General features: G+C 66.8%; 10 protein-coding genes. 1 reads left to right on the top strand and 9 read right to left on the bottom strand.

Annotated elements, in window-relative coordinates:
- Positions 1–67: 67 nt before the first annotated feature.
- The 9 genes from ACIBEI_RS32775 to ngcE all read right to left on the bottom strand — a co-directional run bounded on the left by ACIBEI_RS32775 (position 68) and on the right by ngcE (position 12,283).
- Entirely contained in the window at positions 68–1,591 is a 1,524-nt protein-coding gene (locus ACIBEI_RS32775) for an amino acid permease (protein WP_398893827.1), read from the bottom strand.
- A gap of 137 nt (positions 1,592–1,728) precedes the next feature.
- Entirely contained in the window at positions 1,729–3,648 is a 1,920-nt protein-coding gene (gene dxs, locus ACIBEI_RS32780) for a 1-deoxy-D-xylulose-5-phosphate synthase (RefSeq protein WP_398893828.1), read from the bottom strand.
- Positions 3,649–3,924: 276 nt separating this feature from the next.
- Positions 3,925–5,217 (bottom strand): sugar ABC transporter permease, encoded by a 1,293-nt coding sequence (locus ACIBEI_RS32785; protein ID WP_398893829.1) that lies wholly within the window; start codon positions 5,215–5,217, stop codon positions 3,925–3,927.
- On the bottom strand, positions 5,214–6,005 hold the full coding sequence (locus ACIBEI_RS32790) for an ATP-binding cassette domain-containing protein (protein WP_200395366.1): 792 nt from the start codon (positions 6,003–6,005) through the stop codon (positions 5,214–5,216). Before ACIBEI_RS32790 ends, ACIBEI_RS32785 begins: the two co-directional genes overlap by 4 nt.
- Positions 6,006–6,223: 218 nt before the next feature.
- Positions 6,224–7,327 (bottom strand): sugar ABC transporter substrate-binding protein, encoded by a 1,104-nt coding sequence (locus ACIBEI_RS32795; RefSeq protein WP_398893922.1) that lies wholly within the window; start codon positions 7,325–7,327, stop codon positions 6,224–6,226.
- A gap of 133 nt (positions 7,328–7,460) precedes the next feature.
- Entirely contained in the window at positions 7,461–8,660 is a 1,200-nt protein-coding gene (locus ACIBEI_RS32800; protein WP_398893830.1) for an ROK family protein, read from the bottom strand.
- Positions 8,661–8,855: 195 nt separating this feature from the next.
- Positions 8,856–9,776, bottom strand: a complete 921-nt coding sequence (locus tag ACIBEI_RS32805) for a carbohydrate ABC transporter permease (RefSeq protein WP_398893831.1) — start codon at positions 9,774–9,776, stop codon at positions 8,856–8,858.
- A 37-nt stretch (positions 9,777–9,813) separates the two neighbouring features.
- Positions 9,814–10,743 (bottom strand): carbohydrate ABC transporter permease, encoded by a 930-nt coding sequence (locus tag ACIBEI_RS32810; RefSeq protein WP_398893832.1) that lies wholly within the window; start codon positions 10,741–10,743, stop codon positions 9,814–9,816.
- 94 nt (positions 10,744–10,837) lie between these two features.
- Positions 10,838–12,283: an N-acetylglucosamine/diacetylchitobiose ABC transporter substrate-binding protein gene (gene ngcE, locus ACIBEI_RS32815; RefSeq protein ID WP_398893833.1), complete on the bottom strand. Its 1,446-nt coding sequence runs from the start codon at positions 12,281–12,283 to the stop codon at positions 10,838–10,840.
- A 515-nt stretch (positions 12,284–12,798) separates the two neighbouring features.
- On the opposite strand from ngcE, the gene ACIBEI_RS32820 reads away from it, so the two are divergent.
- Positions 12,799–16,638, top strand: coding sequence for a GH92 family glycosyl hydrolase (locus ACIBEI_RS32820; RefSeq protein WP_398893834.1), 3,840 nt, complete (start codon positions 12,799–12,801; stop codon positions 16,636–16,638).
- Positions 16,639–16,684 lie beyond the last annotated feature (46 nt).

A 16,684-nucleotide genomic window follows, 5' to 3' on the forward strand; every position in this document is an offset into this window, starting at 1 on the left:
GCGGTCTCCGCGTGAAGCGGGACGTACGGGGCCGGTTCATCGCGAGAGTCGGTGGCTGGGGCCGGTGTTACTGGGTGTCTCCGCGCTGCGGCTTGATGACGTCGCCGACCGTGGCCTCCTCGCCGCGTCCGAGACGGCTGTGGGAGCGGCCGTACAGGAAGTACACGAGGAAGCCGAGCGCCATCCAGATGCCGAACCGCAGCCAGGTCTCGGCGGGCAGGTTGAGCATCAGCCACAGCGAGGCCAGGACGGAGACGATCGGCAGGAACGGCACCAGCGGGGTACGGAAGGAGCGGTGCAGTTCGGGGCGGGTGCGGCGGAGGATGATCACGCCGATCGCGACGACGACGAACGCGAACAGCGTGCCGATGTTGACCAGTTCGGCCAGCTCACTGAGGCTGGTGAAGCCCGCGAGGATCGCGATGATCACGCCGAGCAGAATCGTCGGCCGGTGCGGGGTCTTGAAGCGCGGGTGGACGCGCGAGAAGAAGCGCGGCAGCAGTCCGTCGCGGCTCATCGCGAAGAAGACCCGGGTCTGGCCGAGGAGCAGGATCATGCAGACCGTCGTGAGGCCGACGGCGGCGCCGAAGCTGATGAAGCCCGCGAACCAGGGGTGCCCGGTGGCCTTGAACGCGTCGGCGAGCGGGGCGTCCACGGACAGCTCGGTGTAGTGCTGCATACCGGTCACGACGATCGCCACCGCGACGTACAGCGTGGTGCAGATGATCAGGGAGCCGAGGATGCCGCGCGGCATGTCCCGCTGCGGGTTGCGGGTCTCCTCGGCGGCCGTGGCCACGACGTCGAAGCCGATGAAGGCGAAGAAGACGACGGAGGCGGCGGTGAAGATGCCCATCACGCCGAAGTTGGAGGGCGCCCAGCCGAACATCAGCTGGATGAGCGGGGATTGGAGGTCGCCGCCCGCCGGCACCTCCTGCGCCTTCGGGATGAACGGGTCGTAGTTGTCGCCGTTGATGAAGAAGGCGCCGGCGATGATGACGACCAGGACGACGGTGACCTTGATGGCGACGACGAGCGCGGTGATCCGGGCGGAGAGCTTCATGCCGATCACGAGGATGCCGGTGAGCACGAGCACGAGGGCGGCGGCGAGGATGTCGAAGCCGAAGCCGTCGGCCCCCTCTCTCCCGCTGAGCGCCGCCGGCAGCTGCCAGCCCGCGTTGTCCAGCAGCGAGGCGATGTAGCCCGACCAGCCGACGGCGACCACCGCCGTGCCGAGCGCGAACTCCAGCACGAGGTCCCAGCCGATGATCCAGGCGGGCAGCTCCCCGAGCGAGGCGTACGAGAACGTGTACGCCGAGCCTGCCACCGGGACGGTGGAGGCGAACTCGGCGTAGCAGAGCGCGGCGAGCGCGCAGACGACCCCGGCGACGACGAAGGCCAGGGCTACGGCGGGACCGGCGTTGTTCTTGGCGACCGTGCCGGTCAGGACGAAGATGCCGGTGCCGATGATGACACCGACGCCGAAGACGGTCAGATCCAGCGCGGACAGGGATTTCTTGAGCGCGTGCTCTGGCTCCTCGGTATCGAGGATGGACTGTTCGACCTTCTTCGTCCTGAAGAGGGTGCTGCTCACGGCGTACCTCCCACGCTTGTCGTCCTCGACATGATCGAGAGGGGGCGTGGTCCGTATGCCCCGGCGCGGCAGGTTTCACGCTAATGGGCCGGTTTCACCACCGTAAAGGGTGTGGAAACCGGCCCATTGAGCCCTGTTCAGTCGCGGGCAGACTCCACCGTGGCGTGGGCCTGGTCGAACCGGCCGTCGAGCTTGGAGACGAGGCCGGTGACCTGCCGGGCGATGTCCGGTGCGGTCAGTCCGATCTCGGCCAGCACCTCCTTGCGGGAGGCGTGGTCGAGGAAGCGGGGCGGAATGCCGAAGTCGCGCAGCGGTACGTCCACGCCCGCGTCGCGCAGGGCCTGGGCGACGGCCGAACCGACACCGCCGACGCGGGAGTTGTCCTCGACGGTGACGACCACGCGGTGCTGCTCGGCGAGCGGGGCCATGGCCTCGTCGACGGGCTTGACCCAGCGCGGGTCGACGACGGTGGTGGAGATGCCCTGCTTGTCGAGGAGACCGGCGATCTCCAGGCACATCGGAGCGAGGGCGCCGACGGAGACGAGCAGCACGTCCGGGACGTCGGTGCCCGGCGCGCGCAGGACGTCCATGCCGCCGATCCGGCCCACGGCGGGCACGGCGGGACCGACCGCGCCCTTGGAGAAGCGGACCACGGTCGGCGCGTCGGTGACCTCGACGGCCTCGCGGAGCTGGGCGCGGACCTGGTCGGCGTCGCGCGGGGCGGCCAGCCGCAGCCCGGGGACGACCTGGAGGATCGACATGTCCCACATGCCGTTGTGGGAGGCGCCGTCGGTGCCGGTGATGCCGGCCCGGTCGAGGACGAAGGTGACACCGCACTTGTGCAGCGCCACGTCCATCAGGACCTGGTCGAAGGCACGGTTGAGGAAGGTCGCGTACACGGCGAAGACGGGGTGCAGCCCGCCGGTGGCGAGTCCTGCCGCCGAGACAGCCGCGTGCTGCTCGGCGATGCCGACGTCGTACACCCGGTCCGGGAATGCCTTGGCGAACTTGTCGAGGCCGACCGGCTGGAGCATGGCGGCGGTGATGGCGACGACGTCCTCGCGCTCCTTGCCGAGCTTGACCATCTCCTCGCCGAAGACGGACGTCCAGTCGGCGCCGGAGGAGGCGATCGGCAGGCCCGTGTCGGGGTGGATCTTGCCGACGGCGTGGAAGCGGTCCGCCTCGTCCTGGAGGGCGGGCTGGTAGCCGCGGCCCTTCTCGGTGAGGCAGTGCACGATGACGGGGCCGCCGAAGCGCTTGGCGCGGACGAGCGCGGACTCCAGGGCCTCGATGTCGTGGCCGTCGATGGGGCCGACGTACTTCAGGCCCAGGTCCTCGAACATGCCCTGGGGGGCGATGAAGTCCTTGAGGCCCTTCTTGGCGCCGTGCAGGGTCTCGTAGAGCGGCCTGCCGACGACGGGCGTGCGCTCCAGGATGTCCTTGCCCCGGGCCAGGAACCGCTCGTAGCCGTCGGTGGTGCGCAGGGTCGCCAGATGGTTGGCGAGGCCGCCGATGGTGGGGGCGTACGACCGCTCGTTGTCGTTGACGACGATGACGAGGGGGCGGTCCTTGGCGTCGGCGATGTTGTTGAGCGCCTCCCAGGCCATGCCGCCGGTGAGGGCTCCGTCGCCGATGACGGCGACGACGTGGTCCTCTTTCCGGAGGACCTCGTTGGCTTTCGCGAGGCCGTCGGCCCAGCCGAGGACGGTGGAGGCGTGCGAGTTCTCGATGACGTCGTGCTCGGACTCCGCCTGCGAGGGGTAGCCGGACAGGCCGCCCTTCATCTTCAGCTTCGAGAAGTCCTGGCGGCCCGTGAGCAGTTTGTGCACATAGGACTGGTGCCCCGTGTCCCAGAGGATTCTGTCCTTCGGGGACTCGAAGACGCGGTGCAGCGCGATGGTGAGCTCCACGACACCGAGGTTCGGGCCGAGGTGGCCGCCGGTCTTGGAGACCTCTTCGACGAGGAAGGTCCGGATCTCGCCTGCCAGCTGGTCCAGCTGCTCCAGGCTGAGCCGGTCCAGATCGCGCGGTCCCCTGATGCGGGTCAGCAGCGGCACCCGTGCCTCCTTGCAGTAGAGCTGATCGAGCTATGCCGGGTCTGTCGAGTCTAATGTTCCGCCTTTCACGGCGGCGGCCGGGCTGTGCGTCGTACGTCACGCGTTCGGCCGTAAAACATCTCGCCCACGGCCCCCGCCACCAAACGCACAAGGACAAACGAAAGTGCCCGACACCGCCATTGGTGTCGGGCACTTGTGCCCCCTGAGGGGCGCGGGGAACTGCGCGACCAGCCACAGCCGGCCCGCAGTTCTCCACAAACGTCAGGCCATGAACCGCTACGCGCGGCCCGCGGTCTTCTGGGTCTTGCGCGTGATCGAGTCGATGACGACCGTGGCAAGAAGCACACCACCAGTGATCATGTACTGAACCGGCGTGGCGATGCCCTCAAGGGCCAGCCCGTACTGGATCGACGTGATCACCATGACACCGAGCAGCGCGTTCCACGTGCGCCCCCGCCCACCGAAGAGGCTGGTGCCACCGATGACCGCCGCCGCGATGACGTTCATCAGAAGGTCACCCGCACCGGCGCTCTGGTTGGCCGCCGCGATCTTCGAGGCCCAGAACAGACCGCCCACCGCGGCGAAGAAACCCGCGATGGCGAAGACCGAGATCCGTACCGCCGTGACGTTGATACCGGCACGGCGGGACGCCTCGACGCTGCCGCCGAGCGCGAAGATCTTGCGGCCGTAGGTCGTGCGGCGCAGTACGAAGTCCGTGATCACCAGGACCAGGACGAAGAGCAGCAGCGCCAGGGGCAGACCCTTGTACTGGTTGAACATGATCGCCGCGGCGAAGGCGACGACCGCGAGGATCGCGGTGCGCACCACGATGTCGACGAGCGGCCGGGCCGGGATGCCCGCCGCCTCACGACGGCGGCTGTCCAGGAACGAGGTGACGAAGAAGAGCGCCACCGCGACCACCGCGAGCCCGTAGGCGGCCGCGACATCCGAGAAGTAGTACGTGGTCAGCTTGCCGACCACGCCGTCGCCGTCGAGGTTGATCGTGCCGTTCTCGCCCAGGATCTGGAGCATGAAGCCGAGCCAGAACAGCAGACCGGCCAGTGTGACCGCGAAGGCGGGCGCGCCGATCCTGGCGAAGAAGAAGCCGTGGATCGCGCCGATGGCCGCACCGCTCGCGAGGGCGATGAGGACCGACAGCCACTCGTTCACGCCGTTCGTGACACTGAGCACGGCGGTGATGGCGCCCGCCACACCGCTGACCGAGCCGACCGACAGGTCGATCTCGCCGAGCAGCAGCACGAAGATGATGCCGACGGACATCATGCCGGTGGCGACCATCGCGACGGCGATGTTGTTGAGGTTCTCGGCCGAGAGGAAGGCCGAGTTGAGGCTCTGGAAGATGACGCAGATGACGATCAGACCGACGACGACCGGGATCGAGCCCAGGTCACCGGCGCGCATCTTGCGCTTGAACTCGTCGAGGTAGCCCGCGAAGCCCCGCTCGCGCACCAGCAGCCGGGGGTCGACGGCGACATCGGCGCCCGCGGCGGCCTCGGGGTTCTCGACGACGTGGTCCTCGGGAGTGGCGGAGGTCTTGTCGATGCTCACTTCTGAGCCTCCCCGTTGCTGCGCGCCGCACGACGGGTCACGGCGTTGTCCGTGGCACCGGTGATGGCGGAGATGATCTCTTCCTGCGAGGTGGTCTTGACCTCGAACACGCCGTTGTTGCGGCCGAGCCGGAGCACGGCCACCTTGTCGGCGACGGCCTTGACGTCGGCCATGTTGTGGCTGATGAGCAGGACCGCGTGGCCGCGCTCGCGCAGCCTCTCGACCAGGTCGAGGACCTGGGCGGTCTGCTCGACACCGAGGGCCGCGGTGGGCTCGTCGAGGATGACCAGCTTGGGCGCGCCGAGCATGGAGCGGGCGATGGCCACCGTCTGGCGCTGACCGCCGGAGAGCGAGGCGATCGGGATGCGCACGCTGGGGATGCGGATCGACAGCGTCTGGAGCAGTTCGCGGGAGCGGCGCTCCATCTCGACCTCGTCCAGGATGCCGCGCTTCTTCAGCTCACGGCCCAGGTAGAGGTTGCCGACGACGTCGATGTTGTCGCACAGCGCGAGGTCCTGGTAGACGGTCGCGATGCCCAGGTGCTGGGCGTCGTGCGGCTTGTTGATCTGGACGGTCTTGCCGTCCCATTCGATGACGCCCTCATCGATGGGGTGCACGCCGGCGATCGTCTTCACCAGCGTGGATTTTCCGGCGCCGTTGTCGCCGACCAGGGCGACCACCTCGCCGGCGTGGACCTCGAGCTCTACGTCGGTGAGCGCCTGGACGGCACCGAACCGCTTCGAGACCCCGCGCAACGCCAGGACAGGCGTAGCGGACACGTTAACCATCTCCTTCGCCGCCTGACCCGGCGGGAGGTTGTGCAGAAGAATTGGGGAGGGAGGAAGGATTCCGTCCGGCGCCCCGCCCTAGCTTGCGGGGCTGGTGGTTGCGGGGCGCCGGAGGAGCTTCTGGTGCGCGAGTCCCGGAATCGATTCCTTGCGGGAATCAAGCCTCGTACGGGAATCCGTTGGCGAATTCCCGTACGGGGTGAGGGACTTGCGTGTGACTACTCGAGACCGATCTTGGTGCAGGCGGACTTGAACTTCGCCGTGCAGATCTCGTCGAGGGTGTAGATGCCGTCCTTGATGACGGTGTCGTTGATGTTGTCCTTGGTCAGCGACACGACGGGGACGAGCACCGACGGGACGCCCTTGGTGGTCGGGCTGTCGACCGAGTCCTTGGCGATGGAGTCGAGCTTCTCGCCCTTGGCGAGGGCGACGGCCATCTCCGCGGCGACGTCCGCCTCCTGCGGGTAGGGCTTGTAGACGCTCATGTACTGCTCACCGGAGACGATGCGCTGCACACCCGCCAGCTCGGCGTCCTGGCCGGTGACCGGCGGGAGCGGGGTGACGCCCGCGGCCTTCAGGGCGGTGATGATGCCGCCCGCCATGCCGTCGTTGGCGGAGTAGACGCCGACGATGTTGTTCTTGCCGATCGCGGAGATCGCGCCTTCCATGTTGGCGTTGGCGTTCTCCGGCTTCCACTCCTTGGTGTCGTACGACTTCGCGATGTCGACCTTGCCGTCGAGCTCGGACAGCGCGCCCTTCTTGAAGAGGGCGGCGTTCGGGTCGGTGACCGCGCCGTTCATCATGACGATCTTCGCGGTGGGCTTCGCCTTGTCGCCCAGAGCCGTCAGAAGCGCCTTGCCCTGGACGCGGCCGACCTCTTCGTTGTCGAAGGAGGTGTAGGCGTCGATCGGGCCCTCGGCCAGGCGGTCGTACGCGACGACGGGGATGCCGGCTTCCTTGGCCTTCTTCACGCCGTTGGCGATGGCCTTGGAGTCCACGGCGTCCACGATCAGCACGTCCACCTTGTTGGTGATCATCGTGTCGACCTGCTGGGACTGCGTGGTGGCGTCCTGCTTGGCGTTGGCGTAGACGATCTCGCCCTTGTTGTTCGTGAGCTCCTTGACCTTCTTCTCGATCAAGGGCTTGTCGAACTTCTCGTACCGCGCGGTCTGGTTCTCCGGAAGGAGGAGGCCGACCTTGATGGCGTCGCCCTTGGCCGCGGACTTCGTGCTGTCACTGTCGCCGGCCTCGTCGGCACTGCCACAGGCAGCCAGCGAGACAGCCATCGCACCTGCGGCAACGGCAAAGGCGGCGCGACGCATACGCGTATTCACTTCAGAAACCTCCCTGACGAGGCCGCGACGTTGCGGCCGAGGTGGCTGGAAGTCAACTCGGCCACAAGTGCGACGTCAAGAAGTAAATCCTTAACGAGATGGCAACGGTGCCATCCGTTCTCTAAGTGAAGGCAGGCGTGGCCGTGGTGAGCGAGCCGTCCAAAAGGGTCGAATCGCCCATCTCGCTGAGCGCGAGAGCGAGTGCCCCGAGGACCTCCGCCCGGCCGCCAAGTGCCCCTGGCAGAACGGATAGTTGACGTGCCGCACTGGGGATCGCATAGCGGCCGACGGACTCCCTTATGGGCCCGAGCACGAGTTCTCCGGCCTCGGCGAGATCACCACCGAGAACCACCCGGCTCGGGTTGAGCAAGTTGCAGAGATTGGCGACTCCACTGCCGATGTGTCGGCCGACGTCGGCGATCACCCGACGACAGCCAGGGTCTCCGTCCCTCGCCAGCCGTACGACACCTTCCATGGTCAGGTCCGTGCCGTGGCTGGACTGCAGGAGCGGCAGCACATAGCGCGCCGCCGCGAAGGTCTCCAGGCAGCCCCGGTTGCCGCAGCGACAGACCGGGCCGGACTCGTCAAGAGTAATATGCCCGATTTCTCCCGCTGTGCCACCCGGGCCACGGTAGATCTTGCCGCTGATCACGAGTCCGGCGCCCACACCGCTCGCGACCTTGATGTAGGCCAGGTCCCGGACGCCCCGCCCGCTGCCCCAGACGAGTTCGCCGAGGGCTCCCAGGTTGGCGTCGTTGTCGACGTGCACGGGCACGCCGAGCCGTCCGCCCAGCTCCTCGGCGGGTTTGGTGCCGGTCCAGCCCGGCAGGATCGCGGTGGAGCCGAGCGACCCGGACTCCACGTCGATCGGTCCCGGCACGCCGAGCCCGACGCCCGCGATCTTCGTACGGTCCACGCCGGTGGCCGCGATCAGGCGGTTGACCAGCTGTTCCGCCCGGTCGAAGCCCTGCGCGGCGGAGGCGTCCACATCGAGCGGCTCGGACTCCTCGGCGAGCACCTGATGGGCGAGGTTGCCGACCGCGACGCGCAGATGGGTGTGCCCGAAGTCGACCCCGATCACGATGCCGGCATCACCGCTGAGACTGACGCTGCGAGCCCTTCGGCCGCCCGCCGAGGTGGGGGTGACCTCGACCGTTCCGCCGTCCTTCAGCTCTCGAACGATATTGGAGACCGTGGCCGCGGACAGGCCCGTCGTCCTCGCGATCTCGGCCTGCGTGAGCGACCCGGCCAGGCGCACCGCACGTACGACCCGTTCGAGATTGGCTCGGTGCAGCGACGACTGCGACCCCGGAGTCTCCACGACGACCTCCTGCGTACGGGGTCGCCTCAGTGAGACCCCGTCTATGTCCAACTAGTGAACTCTAAGCTGAGCCGTTGGGGTTGCCTCCCGTCAAGAGGTTGAGCAAGAGAGGGGCGCGCACGCGCCCGCACACACCAGGGTGGCCCCGGCTCCAATCCGGGACCACCCTCGCAAACCGAACCGACGGCCGAACCGTTACTTGAGCGCGCCCGCGGTGAGTCCCTGGACGACCTGGCGCTGGAAGACGATGTACGCGGCGAGCACCGGCAGCATCGCCATCACGAGGCCGGCGAAGAGGCCGGACCAGTCGCCCTTGTAGCCCTGGCTGACGGCCAGCTGGACGAGGCCCTGGGTGAGCACCTTCCGGTCCGGTTCGGTGTTGAGCACCGTCGGCAGCATGTACTGGTTCCACTGCCCCAGGAAGTTGAAGATGCTGATGCTGATCAGACCGGGCTTGGCCATCGGCAGCATCACCTGGAAGAACGTCCTGGTGTGCGAGGCGCCGTCCACGAAGGCCGCCTCGGCCACCGAACTCGGCAGCGTTCGGAAGAAGGCCGTCATGAAGAACACGGTGAACGGCAGCGAGTACGCGATGTAGACCAGGATCAGTCCGGGCAGCGTGTTCAGCAGCGAGAGGTTCTGCATGACGTAGAACAGCGGGACCAGCGCCAGGATGATCGGGAAGCTCATTCCTCCGATGAAGAGGAAGTAGATGAAGCGGTTCCCGGGGAAGTCGAAGCGCGCGAGGACGTATGCCGCCATGGAGCCCAGCAGCATGGTGCCGAGGAGCGAGAAGCCCACCACGATCACGGTGTTGAGGAAGTAGTCGCTCATGTTCGCCGACGTCCAGGCGCGCGACCAGTTCTCGAAGTGCAGCCGGTCGGGCAGCGCCCAGGGCGAGCTGAAGATGTCCCGGTCCGTCTTGAACGAGGTCATCACCGCCCACAGCAGCGGCATGACGACCATGAACGCCCAGAGGATGAGCATGCCGTGCGAGAAGAAGTTGAGGACCCTGCCCTCGGTGGCCTTCGCCGGCGGCGCGGGTGCGACCGTCACCTTGGTGACGGGCGGTCGCTCCCCGGCGGTGTCGACGGGAGGCGTCTCGGTCGTCTTCACTCGTGTCCTCCTCGCGGCTCGGTCAGCTCGGTCCGCATCAGTACTCCAGCCGCTCACGTCGGCCGAGCCTCATCACGACGGCCACGAAGAGCAGCGTCAGGAGGAGCAGGGCGACACCGATCGTCGTCGCGTAGGCCGCCTGGCCGTCACGGAACGCCTTCTGGTAGACGTACAGCGGCAGGACGGTCGTCGAATAGTCGGGGCCTCCGCCGTTCGGCCCCACAGTCATGATCTGCACGACCGCGAAGGACTCGGCGCCGAGCGCCAGAATGCCCATATAGGCCCAGCCGGACTGCACGGTGTCCCAGAGCAGCGGCAGGGTGATCCTGAAGAACGTCGTGATGCGGTTGGCGCCGTCCAGCAGTGCGGCCTCGTAGTAGTCCTTGGGAATGGAGGCCATTCCGGCGGAGAACAGCACCACGAAGAAGCCGACGGTGGACCAGACGAGAACTGCGAAAACGCACCACAGGGCGAGGTCGGGATCGCCGAGCCAGTCGGGCTGGACGTTGTCCAGACCCACCGCCTTCAAAGCGGAGTTGAGTGCGCCGCTGTTGGGGTTGTAGGCGAACTGGAACAGCAGGGCGACGATCGCGATCGACAGCACCTGCGGAAAGAAATAGACGACCTTGTAGAACGAGGAACCACGGACGCCCGCGATCGCCGCGTTCTTCCGGCGCCGTCCGCCGACATTGAGCATGAAGGCGAAGAACAGCGCCAGGGTGAGCGTCACCAACGGCAGCAGCAGGACGAACGTCACGCTGTGCTGGAACGACTTCCAGAAAACCTCGTCGTCGAGGATTCTGGTGTAGTTCTTGAAGCCCACCATCTTGAAGTCAGGACTCAGACCGCTCCAGTCCGTGAACGAATAGTAGATGGACTGGATGAAGGGCCAGATCACGAACAGGGCGTAGATGCCCAGGGGGGCCGCCAAGAACCCCACGATGAAACGGTATTTACCGTGTTGCATTTCCTACCGACCCGATCTTCCCGCGGGAACCGCCGCCGATGCCGCGCATCGAGAGCCGGGGACCCCGGTCACCACCCGGGGTCCCCGGCCGAGCTCACTGGTGCTTGTAGTGCTGGATGGAGTCGTCCTTGGCCGCTTCATCGGCGTAGCCCTGGATCTTCTTGATGGCCTCGGCCGGGGTGAGCCGCCCCGCCATCATCTCGCCGAGGCCGCCGACGCCGATCTTCTCCTTCTGCAGCGCCACGTACCAGTCCTGGATGCGCGGGTTGACCACGTTGTCGCCGGCCTTCTCCAGGGCCGCGACACCGGACTTGAGGCCCGGGGTCAGGTCGATGCCGTCGGTGCCGCCGTTGAACGCGGTCAGCGACTTGACGGACTCGGTGAAGTTCTTCGACGAGGCTTCGCTGAGCATGATGCGCAGCTGCTCCATACCGCCGTCGGTGTTCTTGGCCTTGGCGGGGACGATGAAGGGCTCACCGCCGGACGCCCAGATGGTGCCGAAGGGCATCTTGTCCGAGCTGTCGATGCCGGTGGGCGCGGACACCGCGAGGTTGAAGTCCTTCGGCATGGTCTTCGCCGCCTCGTTCTCCACCCAGGAACCGTTCGGGATGAAGAGCGCCTTGCCCTCGGTCCAGGCGGTCTGGGACTGGATGTGGTCCAGGCCCGGCGTGCCCTTGAGGATGTAGCCCTTCTTGAAGAGCTCGTAGTACGCCTCGAAGCACGTCTTGACCGCGGGGTTCTTCCAGGCGTTCGGCTCGAGGTTGTCGATGGCGTCGAGGACCTCGGTGCCGCCGACCTTGGCGATCATCGGGTAGAGCGAGAAGGGGAGGTAGTACGGGTGCTTGCCCGCGTACGTCCAGCCCGCCATGCCCTTCTTCTTCGCCTTCTCGCAGACCGCGAGCATCTCGTCCCAGGTCTCCGGGTACGTGGCGTCGAGGGAGTCCAGCGCCTTCTGGGAGTACCACACGCCGTAGACGGTGTACGCGTAGTACATGATCCAGACCGGATCGCCGTCGAACTGGCCCATCTCGACGATGCCGGGGCGCAGCGTGTCGCGGACCTTCTTGCTCGGGTCGTCGACGGAGGCCGCGTCCAGCAGGGGCGTGAGGTCCGCGAGCTGCTTCTTGCCCACGAGGACGCCCATGTCCATCTGCTCGGCGCCCGAGTTGTCGATCAGGTCCGGCGGGGTTCCCTGGTTGAAGCGCGGCTGCAGGACCGACTGGATCTTCTGGGTCGAGGAGAACTTCACCTTCGCCTTCGGGAAGTTCTTCTCGTAGACCGCCTTGGCGTCCTCGGCGTATTTCGTGCCGAAACCGCCGTCGAAGATGACGATCTCCAACGGGGCGGTCTCATTGACGGCGAGCGGATTCTCCTTGGTCTTCTTGCCCTTGTCGACCTTTTCGTCGCTACCACTGTCACTGCTGGCACACGCCGACAGGAAACTCATCGTGGGTACGGAAATCAGGCCGAGCGCAGCGGACCGCTTGATCAGATCGCGGCGGCCGATACCCTCACGGTTGTTGGCGGAAGTGGATCCCATGCTCAAGTCCTCGCCTTCATCAGGACTCAGGCGGTGAACCGGACCCTCCCCGGCACCGCGGGTTGTTGAAGCTGGGGTCGTGCACTTGTCAAGCACCGGGATCAGCGGGAATACACGACGCCCGGCATGCGCCGCGCCCCCTCTTCCCCGTGGCCATTCATCTGTCCGCGGCCCGTCGAACGACTGGGCGGACGCCGACAGGTATAGTCCACTTCCCGCCAGCTGAGCAAGATCGAATGCACGGTTGGCCGACACTCTTTCCCGAAGTGAGACCTCGCGGAAATATCAGCTGCCCGCAGGTCCGCCGCTACAGCGAGCGATCAGGTGACGATCAGCCGCCGAACAGGAAGCCGACAGGTGGGCCCGCCGGCGGACCATTGGGGCAGGCATGACCAATACCCCCATACGCCACGTCCAACACCCTTGACATCCCTGACCACTTGACTCCCTACTGGACCTGCGCAGCAAATATGACAACGTTGTCCAGGCGCACGTGACAGGGAGGGTGCTGGCGCATGCACCACAGATCTCGGCAAGGATCTCCGCACAGATCTCGGATCAGGGCACGGCACGGATGGGGTTCCACGGCGGTCCTCGGAGCGACCGCCCTCGCGCTGGTGGTGGCCTCGCAGGGCGCCGCGATCGCCCGTCCGGCCGAAGCCGCCGCCGCGGACCGGGAGTTCGGCTCCTCCTTCGAGGCGGGTGAACCAGCACCCGACTGGCTGAATACGGTCGACACCGCGGCCGATGGTTCGAAGCGTTCGTCGGGTGTCGACGGCGGCTTCAGCACCGGCATTCCCGGCAATGTGACCGAACGTGTCACGGACGTCCGCGCGAGCGGCGAGAACTCGGGCTCGGGCGAGGTGAAGGAGAACCTCGTCGATGTCGAGCCCGGCACCAAATGGCTGACCTTCGCGCCCACCGGCTGGGTGGAGTTCGAGCTGGACGCCCCGGTCAAGCTGGTGACGTACGCGCTCACGTCGGCCAACGACCACGACGAGCGCGACCCGGTCGACTGGACCCTCCAGGGCTCCACGGACGGCAAGGACTGGAAGACCCTCGACACCCGCACGGGCGAGTCCTTCGGCGAGCGCTTCCAGACGAAGTCGTACGACCTCGCCGAGCCCGCGGAGTACCAGCACTTCCGGCTCGACGTCACCAAGAACAACGGTGCTTCGGACGCCCTGCAACTCGCCGACGTGCAGTTCTCCACGGGCGGCGGCGCGGAGCCGACGCCCAAGGACATGCTCTCGCTGGTGGACCGCGGCCCGAGCGGCTCCCCGACCGCGAAGTCCGGCGCGGGCTTCACGGGCAAGAAGGCCCTCCGGTACGCGGGCACGCACAAGGCGGACGGCCGCGCCTACTCGTACAACAAAATCTTCGACGTGAACGTGGCCGTGGGCCGCGACACCGAGCTGGCGTACCGGGTATTCCCGTCGATGGCGGACGGCGACCGGGACTACGACGCCACGAACGTGTCGGTGGACCTGGCGTTCACGGACGGCACCTATCTGAGCGACCTGCGGGCCCAGGACCAGCATGGGTTCGCGCTGACTCCGCAGGGGCAGGGCGCGTCGAAGGTGCTGTACGTCAACCAGTGGAACAACGTCGTCTCGCGGATCGGCTCGGTCGCGGCCGGCCGGACGGTCGACCGGATCCTGGTCGCGTACGACTCCCCGAAGGGGCCCGCGAAGTTCCGCGGCTGGCTGGACGACGTGAAGCTGAGCGTGCAGAAGCCCGAGAAGCCGAAGGCGCATCTCTCGGACTACGCGTCCACCACGCGCGGCACCAACTCCAGCGGCGGCTTCTCGCGCGGCAACAACTTCCCGGCGACGGCCGTGCCGCACGGCTTCAACTTCTGGACGCCGGTGACGAACGCGGGGTCGCTCAGCTGGCTCTACGACTACGCCCGCGCGAACAACGCGGACAACCTGCCGACCATACAGGCGTTCAGCGCGAGTCATGAGCCGAGCCCGTGGATGGGTGACCGGCAGACCTTCCAGGTGATGCCGTCGGCCGCGTCCGGCACCCCGGAGACGGGCCGCACCGCCCGCGCGCTGCCCTTCAAGCACGAGAACGAGACGGCACGCCCGTACTACTACGGGGTGCGGTTCGAGAACGGCCTGAAGACGGAGATGGCGCCGACGGACCACGCGGCGGCGATGCGCTTCACCTACCCCGGCGACGACGCGAGCGTCATCTTCGACAACGTCACGGACCAGGCGGGCCTGACGCTCAACAAGGAGAACGGGACCTTCACGGGCTACTCGGACGTGAAGTCCGGCCTGTCGACGGGCGCCACCCGCCTCTTCGTGTACGGGGTCTTCGACGCGGAGGTCGCCGAGGGCGACTCCTCCGGTGTGAAGGGCTATCTGAAGTTCAAGGCGGGCGAGGACCGCACGGTCACGCTCCGCCTGGCCACGTCCCTGATCAGCATCGACCAGGCCAAGGACAACCTTCGTCAGGAGATCCCGGACGGCACGTCCTTCGACGCGGTCAAGTCGCGCGCCCAGAAGCAGTGGGACAAGATCCTCGGCAAGGTCGAGGTCGAGGGCGCGACACCGGACCAGCTGACGACCCTGTACTCCAGCCTCTACCGGCTGTACCTGTACCCCAACTCCGGCTTCGAGAAGGTCGGTGGGAAGTACCAGTACGCCTCGCCGTTCTCGCCGATGCCAGGACCGGACACCCCGACGCACACCGGCGCGAAGATCGTCGACGGCAAGGTGTACGTCAACAACGGCTTCTGGGACACGTATCGGACGACCTGGCCGGCCTACTCGCTTCTGACGCCCGGTCAGGCGGGTGAGATGGTCGACGGGTTCGTGCAGCAGTACAAGGACGGCGGCTGGACCTCGCGCTGGTCCTCGCCCGGTTACGCGGACCTGATGACCGGCACCTCCTCGGACGTGGCGTTCGCGGACGCGTACGTGAAGGGGGTCGACTTCGACGCGAAGTCGGCGTATGACGCGGCGGTCAAGAACGCCACCGTCGTGCCGCCCTCCTCGGGCGTGGGCCGCAAGGGCATGGCGACCTCGCCGTTCCTCGGCTACACGAGCACCGACACGCACGAGGGCCTCTCGTGGGCACTTGAGGGCTACCTCAACGACTACGGCATCGCGAAGATGGGCCAGACCCTCTACAAGAAGACGGGCGAGAAGCGCTACAAGGAGGAGGCCGAGTACTTCCTCAACCGCGCCCAGGAATATGTGAAGTTGTTCGACGACAAGGCGGGCTTCTTCCAGGGCCGTGACGAGAAGGGCGACTGGCGGGTCGAGTCGTCCAAGTACGACCCGAGGGTGTGGGGTTACGACTACACCGAGACGAACGGCTGGGGCTACGCCTTCACCGCACCCCAGGACTCCCGCGGCCTCGCCAACCTCTACGGCGGCCGTTCCGGGCTCGCGGAGAAGCTCGACACGTACTTCGCGACCCCCGAGACCGCCTCTCCCGAGTTCGTCGGCTCGTACGGGGGCGTCATCCACGAGATGACCGAGGCGCGTGATGTACGGATGGGCATGTACGGGCACTCCAACCAGGTCGCCCACCATGTCAACTACATGTACAACGCGGCGAGTCAGCCCTGGAAGACGCAGAAGAACGTCCGTGAGGTGCTGTCCCGGCTCTACACCGGCAGCGAGATCGGGCAGGGCTACCACGGCGACGAGGACAACGGCGAGCAGTCGGCCTGGTTCCTCTTCTCCTCGCTCGGCTTCTACCCGCTGGTGATGGGAAGCGGCGAATACGCCGTCGGCTCACCGCTGTTCACCAAGGCGACCGTGCACCTCGAGAACGGCCGGGAGCTGGTCGTGAAGGCCCCGAAGAACAGCGCGAAGAACGTCTACGTGCAGGGCCTGAAGGTCAACGGCAAGGCCTGGACGAAGACTTCGCTCCCCCACTCGATCATCTCCCGTGGTGGCGTGCTGGAGTTCGACATGGGGTCGAAGCCGTCCTCGTGGGGCACCGGGAAGAACGCGGCGCCCGTCTCGATCACCCAGGACGACAAGGTGCCGTCGCCCCGCAGCGATGTCATCAAGGGCGAGGGCAAGTTGTTCGACAACACCTCGGCGACGAACGCGACCGTCGAGTCCGTCGATCTGCCGACCGCCGACCGGGCCAAGGCCGTTCAGTACACGCTGACTTCGGCCGAGCGCTCCAAGGCTCCGCAGGGCTGGGTCCTCCAGGGCTCGTCCGACGGGACCACGTGGAAGGACCTCGACAAGCGGTCCGGTCAGTCCTTCACCTGGGACCGGCAGACACGGGCGTTCTCGGTCTCGGCGCCCGGGTCGTACACCAAGTACCGACTGGTCCTCGACGGTGAGGCGACACTGTCGGAGGTGGAACTGCTGAGCTGACGCACGGCACGGCTCGACAGCACACGCACGGCGTACACGGCACCGG

The organism is Streptomyces sp. NPDC050988, from assembly GCF_044456225.1.
GTDB lineage: Bacteria > Actinomycetota > Actinomycetes > Streptomycetales > Streptomycetaceae > Streptomyces.

Excerpts from the sequence above, each read along its gene's own strand:
- ACIBEI_RS32790 (WP_200395366.1), bottom strand. The coding sequence starts at position 6,005 with ATGGTTAACGTGTCCGCTACGCCTGTCCTGGCGTTGCGCGGGGTCTCG.
- ACIBEI_RS32810 (WP_398893832.1), bottom strand. The coding sequence starts at position 10,743 with ATGCAACACGGTAAATACCGTTTCATCGTGGGGTTCTTGGCGGCCCCC.
- ACIBEI_RS32795 (WP_398893922.1), bottom strand. The coding sequence starts at position 7,327 with ATGCGTCGCGCCGCCTTTGCCGTTGCCGCAGGTGCGATGGCTGTCTCG.
- ngcE (WP_398893833.1), bottom strand. The coding sequence starts at position 12,283 with ATGGGATCCACTTCCGCCAACAACCGTGAGGGTATCGGCCGCCGCGAT.
- ACIBEI_RS32820 (WP_398893834.1), top strand. The coding sequence starts at position 12,799 with ATGCACCACAGATCTCGGCAAGGATCTCCGCACAGATCTCGGATCAGG.